The sequence below is a fragment of the Blautia sp. DFI.9.10 genome (assembly GCF_024461705.1).
Lineage (GTDB): Bacteria > Bacillota > Clostridia > Lachnospirales > Lachnospiraceae > Blautia_A > Blautia_A fusiformis.
Genome location: NZ_JANGAA010000009.1, coordinates 1 through 19,143 on the forward strand (window position 1 = coordinate 1; position 19,143 = coordinate 19,143).

Consider the following 19,143-nt stretch of genomic DNA (forward strand, 5'->3'; position numbering starts at 1 on the left):
TTACAGAATGTAACATAAAGAATCATCTACAAAATGTTCTATCTAAATGGCATTGGCCCGCTTTTCCCCCTCGCACTCCCCCTTTCCGGGCACGCTATATTGTCGTACGCTGTGGAAATGTGTTAATGTATTGGCACGGCGATGTATTCTACGGTATTGATAATGCTACGCTACACCGATGTATTCATCCCGCTCCGTCAACCACATTTTCTCCAGCCGCTTCCCGTCTCGCCTGTAATCCCACCCACCACCGCCACTCTATCCCTTCCGCCCTGAAATACCAGCCCGTGAGGTGTGTGCTGCCTGTCGGCGGACTCTGCAGGAGGGGTGCTGATTCTTAGCCGGTGGAAATCTGCGTTGCTTCAAAAATTCTCGCTGTCTGAGCGGCTTCAGACGCGAGTTCGAGAATTTTTAAAGCGCTTTTAGCAGATTTTCAGCGGCTTAGAAGTCAGCCCCCGACGAAGCCCCGCCGACAGGCAGCACACACCTCACGGGCGTCCGTATATCCATATCCATCCTTGCCCTTCCCACACCCAATATTGTATAATCACCTCATACAACATTCCATCCCATTTTGTGACCCAAAATTGCGTTTTTGTTGAATAACCCAAAAACAGGAGGCCCACCCAAATGAAAAACGATTCCAAAGAAACCCAAACCCAGCACACCCTCTCCGTCTACTTCTGCGGCCAGGAAGACTGCGGCCCGAACCACTCCTTCGGCCCGGCCATGCGCCCACACTACCTTCTCCACGTGATCTTCCACGGCAAAGGCATCTACCAGTGCAGCGGCCACACCTATCATCTGAAAACAGGCGACGCCTTTCTCATCCGCCCCATGGACTCCATCTACTACCGCGCCGACACCTCCGACCCCTGGAGCTATGCCTGGGCAGGCTTTGACGGCTCCGCCTGCAAAGAAATCCTGAAGCAAACCGTATTTTCCGACACCCCCATCTTCACCCCGGAAACACCCTCCCGGCAAAACAGCCTCCTCACCCACATGCAAAGCCTACTTGACACCTTTTCCGAAAACAACGGAAACGACCTTGCCTCCACAGGAAACCTCCTCCTGATATTATCCGACATGCAAAAAAAGCCCTCCGAAAGCAGGACCGACATCTCAAACCTGTACTTTCAGAAAGCCTCCGAATACATCAGAAACAACTATGCCTACCCCATCCAGATCTCAGACGTAGCACACTACGTAGGAATCGACCGTTCCTATCTTTACCGGATCTTCATGGAACATGAAAACACCTCCCCAAAACAATATCTCCTAAAACACCGACTCCAGATGGCAACCCAGCTTCTCTGCTCCTCCTCCTGCACCATCACAGAAGCTGCTCTCTCCTGCGGCTTCCGGGACGCTCCCTCCTTCTGCAACTACTTCCGCCAGGGAACCGGCTACACCCCAAAGGAATTCCGCAAAGCCTACAGCGGAACCATCTACACCTGACCAGACACCCGCACTCCGTCCTTTACCAGCCGGTCGGAAGATGATAGCTCCTAATCGCAGTTATAACAGCAGACCGAAACAATTCCATAACAGCAAAAAAAGACGGAAACCATCCCGCAGACTCTGCAAATGATCTCCGTCTTTTATTTTCCGGAAAAGAAATGCTTGATAAACACATACAAAACAATAATAAAAGCAAACACATAGCCAAAGGCGCCCAACGCCGGAATCCCCCACAGCTTTGGTTTCATATCCGTAGTACAGATAATACTGGAACTGATCAGAAGTGCCATCACCCACAGCCCCATCACAATATTCCGCACCAGCCGCCGCAAAAGCCACGCCAGATCATCCGAGGCATGAAGATCCAGATTGATCTTTGTCTGCCCCTTCATACAGCCCTGAAGGAAATCCGCCGCCAGAGAAGGAATATCCACTGCACGTTTCAGCGACCAGGCAAGATTTTTTCCTTCTTTTTTGATCTCACGCTTCCAGTTCCCATTGCTCAAAAACTGCTCCTTGAGCCTTGCCGCAGCAATCTGTGTCATATTGATGTCCGGACAGATCTCAGCCAGAACCCCCTCCACATGGGTCAGTCCTCTTGCAAGCATAGTCAATCCGTGAGGCATCATGATCTTATTCTCCTTCATGACCTCCATCAGGTCCACCATCACCTCTGCCACATCAATGTTCCCCATATCCGCAGTACCATATTTCTCCATAAGTCCGCGGATATCCTCATAAAGCTTGCTGGAATCCGGTTTGCCTTTAAACTCCCCAAGAGCCAGGACCGCATCCTGGATCTTGCCGATGTTGTTCATGGCAACCCCTTCAATAGCTTCTGCGATCAGCTGACGATCGTGCTCTGTAAGCCGCCCCATCATTCCCATATCGATCCAGACAATCTTTCCATCCTGGATCCGCACGTTTCCCGGATGGGGATCCGCATGGAAAAAGCCATCCTCCATCACCTGTTTGATGAAATTATCCACATATTTCGTTCCGACCTCATTAAGATCATAACCATTGACCAGAAGCGCAGCCTTGTCATTGACCGCAAAACCGTCAATATATTCCATCACAAGAATATGCGGCGAAATGTACTCACGGTAGAGGATCGGCACTTTCACAAAAGCCACATCTTTGTTCTTTTTTGCAAATTCCGCCATATTTGCAGCTTCCGTCAGGAAATTCATCTCCTCCTGGGTCACTGTCCACAGCTCGCTTAAAACCATGTTCAAGTCCACCATACCCTTGATGCTTACCGGCGGCATCAGACGCACAGCCTTATGCATCAGGCCGATATCCCTTGCCATGGTTTCATAGATTCCCTTACGCTGAACCTTGATCACAACTTCTTCTCCGGTTTTCAGCGTAGCGCGGTGAACCTGGGCAATTGAAGCAGCACCCAGCGGTTTCTGCTCAATATGCTGAAATTCTTCCTGCCACGGACACCCCATGGATTCCTCCAGAACCTCGATGACCTGGGAAAATGGCATGGGTGGTACATCCGAGCAGAGTTTCATCAGCTCATCACAGTATCTCTTGGGAAGAATATCGGAACGCAGGGACATAATCTGACCCAACTTGATATAAGTTGGGCCCAGGTCTTCCAGTATGAGCCGGAGCTTCTCAGGAGAAACACCCCGGGTAATGGCATGCTTTTTCAGAACGGCTGTGATCTCTCTCAGCCGTTCTCCATATCCGCTTTTTTCTTTTTTCTCCTGTTCTTCTCTGGCCATAAAATTCTCCGTTTACGTTATTAATTCTCCGACAGCTTTCATACTTCCTCTTTGTGCTTAAACTGCCTTTTTGTTTCTGTTCCACCGTCTTGTTCTGTCCGGCTTCTTCCATGAGTTCTGCTGTTTTCTCAGAAGTCTCTTTTTATTCTGCCTCCGGAGCTTCCTCACTCCCGCCGGCTGCTTCTGTTTTCTCTTCTTCAACAGTCTCTGTGGCTGCATCCTCAACAGGCTCTGCTACAGGTACTTCTTCCTCTTTTGCAGCTGCCTCAGCCTGCATGCTCTCGATCTGTGCCTTCACAGCTGCAAGCTGCTCCGGTGTGAGCTTGGAGATCGTCGCCTTAAGCTCCTCCTGCTCGTTCTTTCTGGCTGCGGATTCTTTCACGGAATCTGCTGCTGTCTTAACAGTTGACTTGATATTGTGCTTCAGTTCCTGATTGAGAACCTTGCCCTGCTCAACGGTGAGCTCACCTTTTTTTACCAGCTCATCCAGAATCTCCTTAGATTTCTCTGCTGTCACTGCTGCTGTACCAATACCCACCAATAAAATTTTCTTCAGTCCTTCACCTAATTCCATAATATTTTCTCCTTTCCTGAAACCGGCAGCTGCCCGACTATCACTCTGCAGTCCGACACCAGCCCCTGTCATGAAACAAAATTTCCTGTTCCTGTCATATTCCCAGAAAAACAAGTCCCTTGGGAACAAAAATGATCAGTCCGACGATCGCTGCCATGATCGCTGCGATCAGTACTGCTCCGGCCGCTGTGTCCTTGGCGATCTTTGCCAGTGGGTGACGTTCCTCCGTAACCAGATCCACAACAGCTTCCACTGCCGTATTCACCAGTTCCAGCGCCATCACCATTCCGAACAGCCCCAGGCAGATGCACCACTCTGTCACGGAAATCCCAAGGATCAGTCCTGCGATCACCACAAGCGCTGCCACCATACAGTGGATCTTCATATTTCTTTCCTTGCGGATGCAGGTAAAAATCCCCTGAAACGCATATCCGAAGCTTTTATACAGCGGATCCTTCTTTCTGCCTGCCATGTTCCTCACCTGATTTCCTGTTTGAATTATTCCCTCCAACGGGAAGTATGGGATTATTATAACAAGTTTGTAGTAATATTTCCAGTATTCCGGAAAATTTATGAATATTTAAGGAGTATATGTGGTTATTCACAGACAACTGTTCAAGCGGATAAAAGCATCCGCATTCAGTTAAACCACACATACTCCTGATCCTGTTGCATATTCTGTAAAATTTCCGGATATCCTGAATTATTTTTCCGGATATATATACAGATGTCACATATTATTCCACATTTTTCAGTGCTTCATCCATGGGCACTTGACGGATTCTCCGGAATTCCAGCACTGCTACCACTGCATAGGCTACGATTCCGATCGCTGTCATTTTCACATAGATCATGGGATCCACCCACATGGTGATCCATCCCGAAATACTGGAAAGCATCATCTCGCGGAACAGCACTTCCATGATCTGCCGTTCAACCGGAAGGCTTAACAGCAGGCAGAACACCACCACAAGTGATGTGGAAAGTATATACAAACGGCTGATCTCACCATTTGTATAGCCCAGGATCTTGGTCATAGAAATCGACTGGGCATTTTTTTCGATGATGACCTTGGAAAGCAGATAGATCACCACCAGGAAAATGATCACGGAAAATCCATACATCATTCCCATCATATCTCCCATGGAGACATCCAGCTGCCTGGATATTTTTGTAAGAGCTTCCAGATCAATGACAGAGCCGATATATTTTGAAGGGATATCCCTGATCTCTGTATCAGAGAAATATCCTCCAAAATAATCATCTCCAAATATCTATATGCGCTGTACCGGTCCGGCTCTTGCCAAAATCCAGTAAAACGTATATAATGTGGGAGTATCTGTATATTTTTAACCAAATAATCTTATTTTTAAAGGAGTGAATATTGAAAGTGGACCCCAGCGACACTTACCAGATAATCATATTACTTATTCTGCTGGCATTGTCAGCCTTTTTCTCATCTAACGAAACCGCGCTGATGTCGGTAAACAAGATCCGTCTCCGCTCTCTTGCAGACGAGGGAAACAAGCGTGCAGCCATGGCTCTCGATATCCTGGAGAACCAGACGCCCAAGCTTCTCAGTGCGATTCTCATCGGAAACAACATTGTGAACATTTCAGCTTCTTCCCTTGCAACCACACTTGCATACAGCTTTGGCGGCTATATGGTCAGCATCGTGACGGTGATTCTGACGGTTCTGATCCTGATCTTCGGTGAGATCACCCCCAAGAACTACGCAACCATTAACTCTGAAAAGATCACCCTCCGCTATATCCCGGTCTTTAAATTTCTTATGACCATCATGACACCGGTGATCTTCATCATCAATCTCTTTTCAAGAGGTGTGATGCGCCTGATGCGTGTGGATCCGGATGCAGCCAGCAAGGCCATGACCGAGGAGGAGCTTCGTACTATCGTGGACGTCAGCCATGAGGACGGTGTCATTGAATCCGACGAAAAAGAAATGATCTACAATGTGTTTGATCTTGGAGATGCCACAGCCAAGGATATCATGGTTCCAAGAGTACATGTTACCTTTGCGGATGTGGAATCCACCTATGATGAACTGATCGATATTTTCCGCGAGGATAAGTTCACACGTCTGCCGGTTTATAAGGACAGCCAGAACAACATTGTGGGAATCATCAACATGAAGGATCTTCTTCTTTACGACAAAAATGAGGAATTTGTTATCGATCATTTCCTCCGAAAGCCGCATTTCACTTACGAAACAAAAAGCATTTCCGATCTTCTTGTGGAAATGAAGGACTCCACCTTCAACATTGCCATTGTACTGGATGAATACGGTGATATGGCCGGACTGATCACACTGGAGGATATCCTGGAGGAGATCGTGGGTGAGATCCATGACGAATACGATGAGAAGGAGGACGAGCTTGTCCAGAAGATTTCCGACCGGGAATATATCATCGAAGGTTCCATGCATCTGGATGACGTAAATGATCATCTGGATACGGAACTGGATTCCGAGGATTATGATTCCCTGGGTGGATTTATCATCGAACATCTGGATCGTCTGCCTGTTGCCGGTGACGAAGTGATCACAGAGGACGGAATCCGTCTGATCGTAGAAAAGCTGGATAAAAACCGTATCGAGAAAGTGCATGTCTACCTTCCGGAAAAAGATCCTGAAACACTGGATAATACCGAATCCTGAGTAAGCAGGCTCCAGCTCCGTAACAAGAAACAGCTAATGTACCGAAAAAATATTTAATACTTAATATCATCCATATCGGAACTGTTATCGTAATCCCCGGCTCACCCATTGAGCCATCAGGATTTCTAATTGACAGTTCCGATATTTTATATTATAATGATAGAAAATTTTTATCCATATTTACTAAATGCAATGACAGGGAGTAGTACACAGTCTCCGGATGCACAGAGAGAAGATGGCCGGTGAGAATCTTCGTGACTGAACTGTGGAAGTAGCCCTCGAGCAGTGGACTGAACCATGGATCTTCATGCAGTAGGCTTCATCGTCATTCCCACGTTACAGGGAGGCAGTATAATTTTGTACTGGCAGAGAGCAGAGTTTTACCTCTGAAAACAGGTGGTACCGCGGAATCATCCGTCCTGAGCATATTTTATCCGATATGCCGGGACTTTTTTATTGGAAAAATTTCTCGCGACAGCCCTTATCTGCTTAACTTTTCACATCATCAAAGGAGGGAACCAATTCATGAAACAGATTTCCGGAAACAAATTGCTTGTAAAAGCCTTAAAAGAAGAAGGCGTTGATGTTCTGTTCGGCTATCCTGGTGCCTGCACCATCGATATCAGCGATGAATTATATAAACAGAGCGGCATTGACATCATCCTGCCACGTCACGAGCAGGCCCTTGTACACGAAGCAGATGCCTATGCCAGAACTACCGGAAAGGTTGGCGTATGTCTCGTTACCAGCGGTCCCGGAGCTACCAACCTTGTTACAGGTCTTGCAACTGCCAACTATGACAGTGTTCCGCTTGTATGCTTTACCGGACAGGTTGCCCGTCACCTCATCGGAAACGATGCGTTCCAGGAGGTTGATATTGTCGGGATCACCAGAAGCATCACAAAATACGGTGTTACCGTCCGCAACCGTGAGGATCTTGGACGTATCATCAAGGAAGCCTTCTATATCGCACGCACCGGACGCCCAGGCCCGGTTCTCATCGACCTTCCAAAGGATGTAATGGCCGAGCTGGGAAGTGCTGAGTATCCGAAGACCGTCAATATCCGTGGCTACAAGCCTAACACCAGCGTGCATATCGGACAGCTTAAGCGTGCCCTCAAAATGCTGCAGAAGGCCAAAAAACCTCTGTTTCTTGCTGGCGGCGGTGTGATCATTTCCCGCGCGCAGGAGATTTTTACCCAGGTTGTTGAGAAAACTCAGATCCCGGTTGTCACAACCGTCATGGGACGTGGCGCCATTTCCACAAAGAACCCTCTGTTTATCGGAAATCTCGGTATGCACGGCGCTTATGCCGCAAATATGGCAGTGAATGAATGCGATCTTCTGTTTTCCATTGGAACCCGTTTTAACGACCGTATCACAGGCAAGCTCCATGAATTTGCCCCACATGCACAGATCGTCCACATTGATATTGACACCGCTTCCATTTCCAGAAATATCCATGTAGACATCCCCATCGTTGCCGATGCAAAAGAGGCAATAACAAAAATGAATGAATATGTACAGGACTGTAATACCGGCAAATGGCTGAAGCAGATCCAGGAATGGAAGGAAGAGCATCCTCTTACCATGAAAGACCGTGGTATTATGGGACCGCTGGATATCATCGGCGAGATCAACCGCCAGTTTGACAAGGCCATTCTTGTTACCGATGTAGGTCAGCATCAGATGCTGGTGAGCCAGTATGCAGACATCACCGAGAACCGTCAGCTGATCATGTCAGGTGGACTTGGAACCATGGGTTATGGCCTTCCAGGTGCTATCGGTGCCAAGATTGGTAATCCGGATACACCGGTCATCTCCGTTTCCGGTGACGGCGGCATGCAGATGAACATTCAGGAGCTGGCTACCGCAGTTCTGGAGGAGCTTCCGATCATCTGCTGTATCTTTAATAATGAATATCTCGGAATGGTCCGCCAGTGGCAGAAGCTTTTCTACGGAAAACGTTACGCCATGACAAATCTGAAGGCCGGTGCACTCTCCCGCCGCACAGACGGTCAGGAATATCCGGAATACACACCGGATTTCATCCGTCTCGCAGAGAGCTATGGGGCAAAGGGTATCCGCGTAACTGAGAAGGATCAGATCGCGGCTGCTTTCGAAGAGGCTAAAAAGAATACAAAAACTCCTACGATCATCGAATTTATCATTGATCCGGAGGAAATGGTTTACCCGATGGTCAAGCCGGGCGGCACCCTGGCTGATCTGATCATGGATTGTTAGGAGGAATGAATGATGGATAAAGGAATGAAAAAAAGATGGATCTCTCTCTACGTTGAAAACCAGGTCGGTGTTCTTTCCAAGATTTCCGGTCTTTTCTCCGGAAAGTCCTATAACCTGGACAGTCTTACTGTTGGAACCACCGAGGACCCCACAGTTTCCAGAATGACCATCGCCACAGTCAGCGATGATGAGACTTTTGAGCAGATCAAAAAACAGCTGAACCGTATGATCGAGGTGATCAAGGTTATTGATTTTACAGACGTGTTCGTTCGAATGAAGGAGATCCTTTACATCAAGGTAAAGGGCTGCTCCCCGGAAGATAAAGTAGAACTTTTCCAGATTGCTGAGACTTTCAAGGCACGTGTCATCGACTATGGAAAAGACAGCCTCCTTCTGGAATTCGTCCAGACCGCAACCAAAAATGACGCGGTCATCAAGCTTATCAAAGAAGAGTTCAAGCATATCGAAGTTGTCCGCGGCGGAAGTGTCGGAATTGAGTCCATCAGCATGATGGAGAGATAAAAGCGGAATAATACTCCGACAGAAAAACACGGGGCTGATGCTTTAACGATTAATAAATCGTGATTTTTACAGCCCCGAGTTTGTTCATATACATTCATTATTTCTGCATAAATTCAAGCGCTGCCTCTTTCGTCGGAATCGCAGGGATTCCGCCTCTCTTTTGCACACACAATCCAGCAACTGCATTTCCCAAAACAGCACACTTTTTGATCTCTTCCCATTCCATTTTTTCAACATTCTTATTCATAGAAAGGATACTGCATAATACGCCTCCCCAGAATGAAGCACCTGCCCCAGTCGTGTCGACCGCATGTGTCTGAAATGCTTTGATGATTTCTTTTCTGCTTTTTGTTGCCATAAGAACGCCCTATTCTCCCAATGTAATGGCAACCAGCTTTGGTCCCATGGCAAGGAGTTGATCTGCAGCCTGCTCATAACTTTTCGCCTCTGTCAACAGAGTACTCTCTTCATCCGATACCTTCATGACATCTACCAATTCTATGACAGATCTCATTTTTTTCACTGCATACTCTTTGCTCTTCCAAAGAGACGAGCGATAATTTGGATCATAGGAAGCAACTCTCCCAATGCCACGATATCAACTTTTTCTTCCATTTTTCAGTTCCTCTACAATCTCGTTATAACGTTTTTTATTTAACCGGTAGAAAAATAATACAACCGCAGTCACAATCCACAGTACACCCGGAATCGTCGTAAATGCATGTTTCATAATTGAAAGTACAGTTGCATTTTGTGTCTGATTTGCAATATAACCATATTTTCCAAGTAATCCTGCTAAAAGTGCTGTTCCAACTGCCATTCCGATTTTATTTCCAAGTGAAATAAATGCATACTGAAAACCGTCATTTCTAAGTCCGGTTTTCCACTCCCCATATTCCACACAGTCTGGAATAATTGCATAGATTGCGGTATTAAATCCAGAGAAGAAAAACTGTGTGAGACCAGATAATGCATAAAAAATAGCTGGTGATTCTTTGGCATTGAAGAAAAACATAGACAACATGGAAATTCCTGTAAATAAAGCAAAGAGAGATGCTGTTCTTCCTTTGTTATTCAACTTGCGGAATAATGGTTGAAAACAGGCTGCCCCGATGATAGAAGGAATAATGATGCACATCGAATAAGTTGTGTAGTAGGAGGCATTCCCTTCCACATATGTAAAATAATACAGAATATCTGCATTTCTACCATATAATGTAAATCCAAATAATATCTGTCCTGCCAATGCAAGAAGATATGGTCTGTTCTGCATGACTGCTTTCAACTGTATCTTTACAGAAATTTTTTCTTTTTCCGGAGTAATCACTGCCTCTTTCGTCTTCGCAAAGCAGAAGAAATGACAGGCTGTAAAAATACATCCATATATGACCGCCACCGTCAGATATCCTGTCTTTGCACTGTGACTGCCGAATTTGCTGAGCAGCGGAACTGTGATAATATTTAACACACCAATTGCAATCATCGCTGCAACCGAACGGGACGTATTTATTTTTGCACGTTCATCAATATCCTGTGTCATAGCACCACACAAGGTTCCATATGGAATATTCACACAGGTATACCCCAAAACCAGCAGACAATATGTAATTACCATATAAATGATCTTTCCATTCTGCGGCCAGTCAGGTCTTGCCCAGAATGTCATAACAAGAAGAATCGCTGTAATTGGTGCCGCTACTAACAGCCATGGACGGTACCGTCCCCATCTCGATTTTGTTTTATCCGTAAGTCCCCCGACGATTGGATCATTGATCGCATCCCAAAATCTTGAAAAAAGCATAAGTGCTGACACAGCCGCCATACTGATTCCGAACACGTCTGTATAAAATATCATCAGAAAATTACTGACGAACATCCAGCTGAAATTACATCCGACATCACCAAAACCATATGCAATCTTACTGATCAGCGGTACTTTTCCATTTTTGTTTTCGCTTCCCATATGTCCCTCCTATTTTTATCAGAGTTTCTGACAGAACTCTATTCTTTCCTCATTTGGTCCCTTGATCATAAAAAACTTCACACCATTTTCCCAAAATGGCAGTTCTTCGATTCCGTCTGTAATAATTGTGTATTTTTCATTGCAGATTTTCTGATACATACTTTCAATGTCTTCCACATCAAGTGCAACATGTTGGTATGCACCGTCTGACATTGCCGCCTGCCCATTTTCAAAAGTTTCTATACAGTAATTTTTTATCTGTAAAAATGCCACTTTTTCCCCTGCTTTTTCATTATAAGACTGCATAATTACTTCAAATCCAAGACTCTTATAAAACTCAACTGTTTTCTGCAAATCGTTTGTCGGAAGCCCGACATGGGCAACTCCGACAATTCCATATTTATTTTCCATACGAACTCCTTACTTTTCACTGACGTTGATAATTACTTTCATCGTTGTCTCGCGGTTATCATCAATATACTGGTATGCCTTCAGATAATCTTTAAAAGCAAATGTCTTTGAGATGAGCGGTTTCAAATGAACTTTACCCTCATTTACCAGTCTGATTCCATCTATGTAATCATCATGGCGGTACATCATCGTGCTCTTAATGTCAAGTTCGTGGTCATTTGCCACTGCAAGATCTACTTCTGCCATTCCTGCAAAAACAGCCACCAGTACGATCGTGCTTCCTTTTCTTGCATATTTAATTGCCTGTCCCATTGTAATATTGTTTCCGGCACAGTCGTAGATCACATCCGCCTTATCCGGTCCAAATGCTTCGATCATTGCCTCACCGAAGTCTTTATTTTTGGTATTCACACACACATCAATTCCACATTCTTTTGCCTTTGCCAGTCTAAGATCACTGATATCTGTGATCATCACTTTCGCTGCCCCCATTCCTTTTGCTGCCTGTGCCACGAGATTTCCGATCGGTCCTGCGCCAAGGACTACAATATTCATGCCAGCCACATCGCCCATCTGTTTTACACCATGAACTGCCACCGCAAGAGGTTCGATCATAGCTCCTTCTTCATAGGACATATCTTCTGGAATAGGTGTTACTTTAGATGCATCCACTGCAAAATACTCAGATGCTGTTCCTGTCGTCTGAAATCCCATTACTTTTAATTCCTCACAGAGATTATACTTTCCATGACGACATGGATAGCAATGTCCACAATATACCTGAGGCTCTATCGTCACCTTCTGTCCCACATGAAACTCTGTGACATTTTTTCCAAGTTCTGTAATCTCACCAGAAACCTCATGTCCCTGTGTTACCGGATATTTTGTAAACGGATGTTTTCCATGATAAACATGAATATCTGATCCACAAACACCAATATTCATAATCTTTACCAACACCTGATTTTCCTTTACCTCCGGAACCGGAACCTCTCTGAAAATAATTTCTCCTGGATTTGTCATTACCTGCTGTAACATAATTGTTTTCTCCTTTTTTATCATAATTGTTTCCTCCTTATTTATATTGTTTTATTTGGTCTTTTATAAATTGTTTTATTAAAGTAATTACATTATTATCCTGTAAACACGATTTGTCAATATGTTTTTCATAATTTTATATATTTCATAATTTTAAAATACATTTTTTGTGTATTTTTCACAATCAACACGAAAAAAACGGAAAGGAAACCGTAGTTACTGTTTTCTTTCCGTTTTTTACTATAATATCTTTTTCTAATTTTACACAACTTCTTGTTTTTCACACATATAAAGCGGACATCCTCATTCGCTTTGCAACCTGTCAGTGGGAGCTTTTAACTCCAACAGAGTGAACATCCCCTTCCCCTACACTTAATGCCCTGCGCACCAGATGCGGTGTACTGCTTATCTGCGTTCAAAAAATTTACAATTCTGCCATATGTTTTGTAAAAAAGTATTTCGCAGCTCCAACAGCCGACGCTTCTTTCTTATACGAACAATTTTTTAAGTATGAAACATCATGCTCAAAGCCATTATATGCCATCACTTTTTCTCCCAGTGGTATCATATAATCTGACAATACACCTCCCACATCACCTCCTAGTATGATATCCATATCATATGCCATCCGCAGATTTGATATCAAAACAGCAAGATGATCCAGATACTCATTCCATGTCTGCAAAATTTTTTCATCACCACTTTCAATTTTTTCCATAAATGCATCCAGTGACTGCCTGTTATCTTGTGTCAGTACACTTGCAGCACAATATGCATCTGCACATCCTGATTTACCACAATAACACTTTCTTCCACCGGGAACGAGTATCATGTGACCAAACTCACCTGCTTTCTGGTTCTGCCCTCGAAACAGCTTTCCATCTATGCAGAATGCGCCTCCTAAGGTGTGGTTCAAAGACAGATATATCGCATTTGGATACTTTTGCTTTTTTTCTGCAAGCATTGCAGCATTAGCATCGTTTTCAAAATATACTGGAATTTCCAAAGCCTGCTCTAAAAAGCGCAGACTATAATTCTCTATACCTAAAGCATGGGATTTTAAAACGATCCGTTCTTTCTGATCAATAATTCCCGGAATCGCCACTCCAATCCCAAGTAGCGTATCCTTCGCTAATTCGCCTTCAAGAAAAGTTTTGACCTTTTGTGCCACTTCTGTACAATAGGATAATTCTGCCGTAAATTTTAAACGGATGCGATCTTTTTTTATAATCTCATCTCCAAGATTTACTAATACCATTTCTATATGATTCGCTGTAATCAAAATTCCCATTGCATGACAGTATGACTTATTAATCCCTATACTTTTTGCCTTTCTTCCACCGGTCGAAGCATATTCCCCAGTTTCTTCCAACACCATTTTTTCTAACAAGTCATTCACATTTGCTAACACAGTCGGCATACTCAAATTTAAATCTTTTGCGATTCCCGCCTTGGATGTAACATGATTGTTCAGCACATAATTAATTATTCTTTTTCTTGTTATATTTTTTTTATCTTTATTTTCCGTTTTCTTACCCTCTTTTATTAAATATATTATAAAAGAATTATATGCTTTTTTATTCTTCTTGTAAAGCAATGTTTTATAATAAATCTCCGACAGAATTTATCTTATAAACAGCAAAAAGCTCCCGAAGGAGCTTTCCACGCTTTAGATATAAACCAATTCTTTTAACATAATCTCTTCTACCATATTACGAATACCATTTACCAATCTGACACATTCCCTCTAATCACGAGCTTTCAACTCAGCTCTGGTTGTATCCAGCTCATCTAAGTCTAAGTCGCTCTCTATCGTGTCATCTGGTTTTTGCGCGAGCAACGAGGCAAGCCGAGATGCTTGCATCTCGATTTACCGACTACCGCGTTCATCGAGACAAGTACTCTTGTCTCGATGTTGGGACAAAAGAACAACCGTCTCCACATGGAATGTCACCGTGGAACGACTGTCGTTCCCACAAGCGAAGGTCTCCCCGAAGAGCTCATTTTTCCGCATACGGACCAGAAGTGTCTTGTTGCCCCAGAGATCCTCCTTTATCATATCGACGGCTCCTGAAAGGACGATGCCAATGTGCTTCATATTTTCCTGCTCGAAGGCGATGATCTCGCCTTTGCTGAAAACAGCGGTATGATAGGTAATACAGTCCAGCATGGGGCGACGGTCTTGTTGGGTGATGCCCTCAAAGAGAGGGGTGTCTAAAGATAGTAGCTTGTTTTCCATTTTCATAAAATTGCGTAAACCTTTGCTTTTTGATGGGATTATAAGGTATTTTGGGAGTTACGTCAAATTTTATTCAAAATAATGATATTCGAAGGGACAGGCTCGCCGCCTTTCCCTTCGAGCTTCCTTTTCTGCTCAAGGTCAAAAAATATGGGGCTTACGTCAGACTGGTAGTGTAAGACTCTATGGTGGGATGGATATCCAAATATGGATGTGTTTGACTTATTTTGAACGTTTGGGCGTTTGCAAACATACATTTTATGACTGCATTTGACTTATTTTGGAATTTTGCAATATGCAGTCAATCCAAGCTTGTAGAAGCTCCCCATTGCACCATTTTTAAGGAGCCGAAACTGTTCCGTACTTTCACAGTTACGAGTGAAAATCACCTTCGGCGATGGATTTTGACTTGTAACCATCGGCACTTTGGCATATACATGCCAAAACACCTCGCGGAACAGTGGCTCCTTGTACGAAGTAACTCATTCCGGCTTCCGGGTAGCGGTGAAGTGCCAGGTGTTGTCAGGGGCAGGTGGGAGGTAGGTTACGTTGGGCTGCCAGCTACAGGTAAGCTGAGGGTGGATGGCGGTAGCGGAATCTCCCGCGACTGTAGGGCGGAGAGTGTAGGTTTCAACGTAGGAGGTATTGATCAGAGCAACTTTGATCCGGAGCGCGGAACCGTCAAAGGCATAAGCAAGGCAGTGATACTGATGCCGGAAGTTTCCGGGATAGAGGTCGTTCCTGATCCATTTTCTGAAGCCGGCCGTGAGCTGTTTTTCCTCGCCGTCAATTTTCAGCCAGATCTCCAGGTTGTCATTTTCCTGGAGAAAAAAGGCCTCCTGGATGCCGCGGGGATTTTCACTGAACGAAAACTTCTGGTTCATCAGCATCCAATTATCCACCTCCCACTGGGCATGTTCTCCCTTTGGAAAGGCAAGACTTAAATCTGCCGTTTTTTTCTTCAGATTTCTGCTGTGCTCTGCCCGAAGCTCCGGCGCAGCAGACCTCTGCTGAAAAGCTTCCTTTATATAAGCAAGACAGATATCCGGTATCCTCTCTGCCGTTGTTCCCGCTGTAATGCCGATTGTAACAGGAAAATTCCGAAAACAGAGCAAAAACTGTCCAAAAGCGCCTTCCGCCGCAAACATCTCTTTCCCTGCTTTGATATGATAGGCATAATGGGACAGCGCTTTTCCTGCGCAGCCCGGGATCGCCACCTGGGGCTTACTCAGCGTCTCCACCCACCAGGCAGGAATCAGCTGCTCGCCCTTCCATTTTCCTTTTCGTAAAAAAAGTACGCCAAGCTCCGAAATTTCCCTAGCCGTCAGATACAGGCCCCAGCCTCCGGTGCTATGTCCTTCCGGACTTGAAAGCCATCGAATTTCCCGGAAGCCCATTTTTTCAAAGACTCGTTCATCAAGAAGTGTCCTGCAGTTTTTCCCCATAACTTTTGTGACAATCCGGGACAGGGTATAGCTGCAGCCTGAATCATAATGAAACACTTTTCCAATATCTTCCAGAATCTTTTTTTCTCTCAGCCAGGCGGTCTCCCAGTTTTTCTCAAGTCTTGAAAACCAGACATTGTTGCAGCAAAAAGGCGAACCGGCCTGCATGGTCAGCAGATCGTAAACCGTAATTTTTTCCAAAGCCGGATCGTACTCTTCCGGAAGATCCTCCCTGATATAATCAAGAAACGGAGCTTCCAGCTTCAGCTTTCCCTCATCCAGGGCAAAACCCACACAAATCGCCGTTCCCGTCTTGGAAAGAGAATGCATCATCTGGGGATCCTCCAGGGTAAAAGGCTTCCAGGCTCCTTCAAGAATCGTTTTTCCTTCATATTTTACAGAAATGCTGTGAAGCTCCGCTTCCTTTTCCAGTACCTCCAGCATCTCTCTTAACTTTCCCGAATCAATCCCGTAATTTTCAGGATCTACATAAATTGTTTCCATTTTTCCTCCTTATACACGGAAAACAGCCCGTCTTTTCAGGCAGGCTGCTCCACTCTTTTATCAGCAGTCTTTGGCAGAAAATACCTCCAGTTCTGCTTTTTTCTGTTCCAGATACTCTTTCCAGTCCTGATCGTTGATGAAGGGATTTTCTCCATCAGGGTCGGCTTTCAATTTTTCCAGTTTTTCAAAAAATTTATTATTTTCTGTATGATTTCCCAGGAAAAGCTCTACCTTTTCATCCTTCACTTTATCAATGGACTCTATGTAAACCTTTCTCATCTGAAACCCGGGATCCCCAATCTCTGTCAGATACTCTTTGGTCAGTGTGTTAAAACCAAAGCCTCCATAATAGCCTGCCCGGACTGTTTTTTCTCCATCACTGACATCGAAAAATAATGCGACACAGCCCGCCGTATGCCCCGGCACCAGTTTACATTCTATAGTGACATTTCCAAATTTCAGAATATCTCCTTCCCGGATCGCCTCATCCGGTTCAAAAAGCATTTCAAGAGAGTTGCCACTTTCCTGCACCAAAGAAAGTTCCGGATGTTCCTTAAACATCACCGCATCCGGCTCACCGAGATATACCTTACAGCCGAACATTTTTCTCAGGAAATTAACCCCTCCTATATGATCTACATGACCATGAGAAAGAATAATCCACCTGATATCCGCAGGATTAAAGCCAAGAGACCAGATCGAATGAATCAGCATGGCCGTTGCCTGTGCATTTCCGGAATCGATGAGCAGAAGACCATCTCCCGTATCGATCACATGAACACAAACCCAGGAATCGCCTGCATAATAGACATTTCCGAAAATCCGAAAAGGCTCTACATATCGTTTTTCCTGATCCAGCATAGCAAACTGAATCAGCTCTTTTTTCATAACTTCTTTCTGCTCTGCTATAAAGCGGTCGTAATCGTTTTTTACAGACATGGTAACTTCCTCCTTTATTCTGATTTTGGCGGCCAGACAGAGGTCTCGATATGAAGACCACCTCTGTCGGCAATCACTTTTCCGAGTACCAGCGCAACAACCATGGCTACCACTGCGATAACTGCATAGATCGGCTCCAGCACAATGACGGCTTTCACAAAGTTAATGGTATAGAGCGTCGCACTCAGCAGCACGCTGATCCAGAGCGCCGTTTTTGACATATGAAAGCTGTTCTTTTTCCAGGCCTCCGGATAAAGCTTCGGAATCCGCGCAATGCCGATCAGAGTGGCGATTCCCAGACCAAACATAATAATCTGACTGATATAGTTAATGGTTACAATACTTACATTGAACACAATGGGAATCAGCAGCATAATAAGCATGAAAAGCAGCTGAATCGGTGGCATTCCAAATCTGTTTTCTTTCAGAATCGCTTTAGGAAGCCAGCCATCTTTTGCCGCCTGGGTTGGCTGGAAACGGAACGATGCAATGGACGAATTCAGCGTAGTCAGAATCGCCATGATGGGACCACCCACTACAAAAGCATAATAAACAGGTTTCGGAAGAATCGCCAGTGCCGCCGGTAAAATTGTTGCGGCTCCGTTAGCATTTTCATAAGGAACTGTTCCTGAAGTAACCATAGCCAGTGTCACATAGATAAATACCACTACCGGGAAACACATCAGGCAGGCAAAAGGCATATCCTTTGTTGCGCTTTTTGCTTCTTTTCCAAAATAGATGAGTCCGTAATACCCATGGCAGCAGTTGATAAGAAGAAAGGTTGCCAGGAAAAAGCCCTTGAAACCGCCGGTAAACATCTGAGAACTGGAAAAATCAAAAATTGGCTGGTTGATCTGAGTCAGACCGTAAATATCATAGGCCACCATAGATACCAGCAGGATGCCGCTCATCAGGTTATTGATCTTCGCAAAAGCATTAATACCCAGAAGATTCAGTCCCACTAGCAGGAAAATGATAGTAATACCAAAAATTTTAGCCGAAACTGTCGGCAGTACCATATTCATGTAGAGACCAAAGGCCATAGCAAAGGTACTGAACTGAACGGTAAAAATCAGGTTGGAATAGATCACAAGACCGCCCGCGGAAGGGCTGGTGAGGTTTGTCACGACAGAATACTGACCACCTGCGACACGAAGCGTACCACCCAGAATAATGTAGGGAAAAATCATAACCAGTGCCAGCACCGTTGCCAAAAGCATGGCCAGCCATACTGAATATCCGGTGTAGGCCATGGCTGGCCCCATCAAAGTTACCATTCCGGCTCCCACTACGGCTCCAAAACCAATTCCAAAAAGATCCAATTTTCCCAGTGTACCAGGAGCCGGTTCCGGCTTATTTATAATGTTGTTTTGTCTGCTCATTTTTT

The 19,143-nt window shown here is 44.8% G+C and carries 15 protein-coding genes, 2 pseudogenes and 1 other annotated feature; of the genes and pseudogenes, 4 read left to right on the plus strand and 13 right to left on the minus strand.

Features of this window, described 5'->3' with window-relative positions; genetic code table 11:
* Positions 1-630: 630 nt before the first annotated feature.
* Entirely contained in the window at positions 631-1,458 is an 828-nt protein-coding gene (locus NE671_RS07150) for an AraC family transcriptional regulator (RefSeq protein WP_256163819.1), read from the plus strand.
* A 143-nt stretch (positions 1,459-1,601) separates the two neighbouring features.
* On the opposite strand, the gene NE671_RS07155 is transcribed toward NE671_RS07150, so the two are convergent.
* The 4 genes and pseudogenes from NE671_RS07155 to NE671_RS07170 all read right to left on the minus strand — a co-directional run.
* Positions 1,602-3,200 carry an ABC1 kinase family protein gene (locus NE671_RS07155; RefSeq protein WP_173734282.1) on the minus strand — a complete coding sequence of 533 codons (1,599 nt, stop codon included), beginning with the start codon at positions 3,198-3,200 and terminating at the stop codon, positions 1,602-1,604.
* Positions 3,201-3,342: 142 nt separating this feature from the next.
* A complete protein-coding gene (locus NE671_RS07160) occupies positions 3,343-3,774 on the minus strand; it encodes a phasin family protein (RefSeq protein WP_202885307.1) in 432 nt (143 codons plus the stop codon).
* 94 nt (positions 3,775-3,868) lie between these two features.
* Positions 3,869-4,246 (minus strand): diacylglycerol kinase family protein, encoded by a 378-nt coding sequence (locus NE671_RS07165; RefSeq protein WP_015526060.1) that lies wholly within the window; start codon positions 4,244-4,246, stop codon positions 3,869-3,871.
* 265 nt (positions 4,247-4,511) lie between these two features.
* A pseudogene (locus NE671_RS07170) lies at positions 4,512-5,042 on the minus strand (FtsX-like permease family protein); the annotation flags it as partial.
* Between the two features lie 122 nt (positions 5,043-5,164).
* Between NE671_RS07170 and NE671_RS07175 the strand changes: the two are divergent.
* The 3 genes from NE671_RS07175 to ilvN all read left to right on the plus strand — a co-directional run bounded on the left by NE671_RS07175 (position 5,165) and on the right by ilvN (position 9,217).
* Positions 5,165-6,451, plus strand: a complete 1,287-nt coding sequence (locus tag NE671_RS07175) for an HlyC/CorC family transporter (protein WP_021652503.1) — start codon at positions 5,165-5,167, stop codon at positions 6,449-6,451.
* Positions 6,452-6,634: 183 nt separating this feature from the next.
* Positions 6,635-6,876, plus strand: a binding site (T-box leader).
* 100 nt (positions 6,877-6,976) lie between these two features.
* Positions 6,977-8,695, plus strand: coding sequence for a biosynthetic-type acetolactate synthase large subunit (gene ilvB, locus NE671_RS07180; RefSeq protein WP_015526064.1), 1,719 nt, complete (start codon positions 6,977-6,979; stop codon positions 8,693-8,695).
* A gap of 12 nt (positions 8,696-8,707) precedes the next feature.
* Positions 8,708-9,217 carry an acetolactate synthase small subunit gene (ilvN, locus tag NE671_RS07185; protein ID WP_015526065.1) on the plus strand — a complete coding sequence of 170 codons (510 nt, stop codon included), beginning with the start codon at positions 8,708-8,710 and terminating at the stop codon, positions 9,215-9,217.
* Between the two features lie 97 nt (positions 9,218-9,314).
* On the opposite strand, the pseudogene NE671_RS07190 reads toward ilvN, so the two are convergent.
* From NE671_RS07190 to NE671_RS07230, 9 genes and pseudogenes are all read right to left on the minus strand, one after another.
* A pseudogene (locus NE671_RS07190) lies at positions 9,315-9,731 on the minus strand (carbohydrate kinase family protein).
* An 84-nt stretch (positions 9,732-9,815) separates the two neighbouring features.
* The gene (locus NE671_RS07195) at positions 9,816-11,180 is read right to left on the minus strand and encodes an MFS transporter (protein ID WP_021652507.1); all 1,365 of its coding nucleotides are present in this window, start codon (positions 11,178-11,180) and stop codon (positions 9,816-9,818) included.
* 18 nt (positions 11,181-11,198) lie between these two features.
* A complete protein-coding gene (locus NE671_RS07200) occupies positions 11,199-11,591 on the minus strand; it encodes a VOC family protein (protein WP_008369413.1) in 393 nt (130 codons plus the stop codon).
* Between the two features lie 9 nt (positions 11,592-11,600).
* On the minus strand, positions 11,601-12,629 hold the full coding sequence (locus NE671_RS07205) for a zinc-dependent alcohol dehydrogenase (protein WP_059086986.1): 1,029 nt from the start codon (positions 12,627-12,629) through the stop codon (positions 11,601-11,603).
* A gap of 424 nt (positions 12,630-13,053) precedes the next feature.
* On the minus strand, positions 13,054-14,226 hold the full coding sequence (locus NE671_RS07210; RefSeq protein ID WP_330384676.1) for an ROK family protein: 1,173 nt from the start codon (positions 14,224-14,226) through the stop codon (positions 13,054-13,056).
* A gap of 273 nt (positions 14,227-14,499) precedes the next feature.
* A complete protein-coding gene (locus NE671_RS07215) occupies positions 14,500-14,874 on the minus strand; it encodes a cyclic nucleotide-binding domain-containing protein (protein WP_173740632.1) in 375 nt (124 codons plus the stop codon).
* Between the two features lie 476 nt (positions 14,875-15,350).
* The gene (locus NE671_RS07220; protein WP_256163821.1) at positions 15,351-16,817 is read right to left on the minus strand and encodes a serine hydrolase domain-containing protein; all 1,467 of its coding nucleotides are present in this window, start codon (positions 16,815-16,817) and stop codon (positions 15,351-15,353) included.
* A gap of 60 nt (positions 16,818-16,877) precedes the next feature.
* Positions 16,878-17,756: an MBL fold metallo-hydrolase gene (locus tag NE671_RS07225; RefSeq protein ID WP_227588532.1), complete on the minus strand. Its 879-nt coding sequence runs from the start codon at positions 17,754-17,756 to the stop codon at positions 16,878-16,880.
* A 14-nt stretch (positions 17,757-17,770) separates the two neighbouring features.
* Positions 17,771-19,138 (minus strand): APC family permease, encoded by a 1,368-nt coding sequence (locus tag NE671_RS07230; protein ID WP_173740630.1) that lies wholly within the window; start codon positions 19,136-19,138, stop codon positions 17,771-17,773.
* Positions 19,139-19,143: the final 5 nt, after the last annotated feature.

What these genes read in the sequence shown, in the direction of transcription:
- NE671_RS07150 (WP_256163819.1), top strand. Translation starts at nt 631, where the DNA reads ATGAAAAACGATTCCAAAGAAACCCAAACCCAGCACACCCTCTCCGTC.
- NE671_RS07155 (WP_173734282.1), bottom strand. Translation starts at nt 3,200, where the DNA reads ATGGCCAGAGAAGAACAGGAGAAAAAAGAAAAAAGCGGATATGGAGAA.
- NE671_RS07160 (WP_202885307.1), bottom strand. Translation starts at nt 3,774, where the DNA reads ATGGAATTAGGTGAAGGACTGAAGAAAATTTTATTGGTGGGTATTGGT.
- NE671_RS07165 (WP_015526060.1), bottom strand. Translation starts at nt 4,246, where the DNA reads ATGGCAGGCAGAAAGAAGGATCCGCTGTATAAAAGCTTCGGATATGCG.
- ilvB (WP_015526064.1), top strand. Translation starts at nt 6,977, where the DNA reads ATGAAACAGATTTCCGGAAACAAATTGCTTGTAAAAGCCTTAAAAGAA.
- ilvN (WP_015526065.1), top strand. Translation starts at nt 8,708, where the DNA reads ATGGATAAAGGAATGAAAAAAAGATGGATCTCTCTCTACGTTGAAAAC.
- NE671_RS07195 (WP_021652507.1), bottom strand. Translation starts at nt 11,180, where the DNA reads ATGGGAAGCGAAAACAAAAATGGAAAAGTACCGCTGATCAGTAAGATT.
- NE671_RS07200 (WP_008369413.1), bottom strand. Translation starts at nt 11,591, where the DNA reads ATGGAAAATAAATATGGAATTGTCGGAGTTGCCCATGTCGGGCTTCCG.
- NE671_RS07205 (WP_059086986.1), bottom strand. Translation starts at nt 12,629, where the DNA reads ATGTTACAGCAGGTAATGACAAATCCAGGAGAAATTATTTTCAGAGAG.
- NE671_RS07215 (WP_173740632.1), bottom strand. Translation starts at nt 14,874, where the DNA reads ATGAAAATGGAAAACAAGCTACTATCTTTAGACACCCCTCTCTTTGAG.
- NE671_RS07220 (WP_256163821.1), bottom strand. Translation starts at nt 16,817, where the DNA reads ATGGAAACAATTTATGTAGATCCTGAAAATTACGGGATTGATTCGGGA.
- NE671_RS07225 (WP_227588532.1), bottom strand. Translation starts at nt 17,756, where the DNA reads ATGTCTGTAAAAAACGATTACGACCGCTTTATAGCAGAGCAGAAAGAA.
- NE671_RS07230 (WP_173740630.1), bottom strand. Translation starts at nt 19,138, where the DNA reads ATGAGCAGACAAAACAACATTATAAATAAGCCGGAACCGGCTCCTGGT.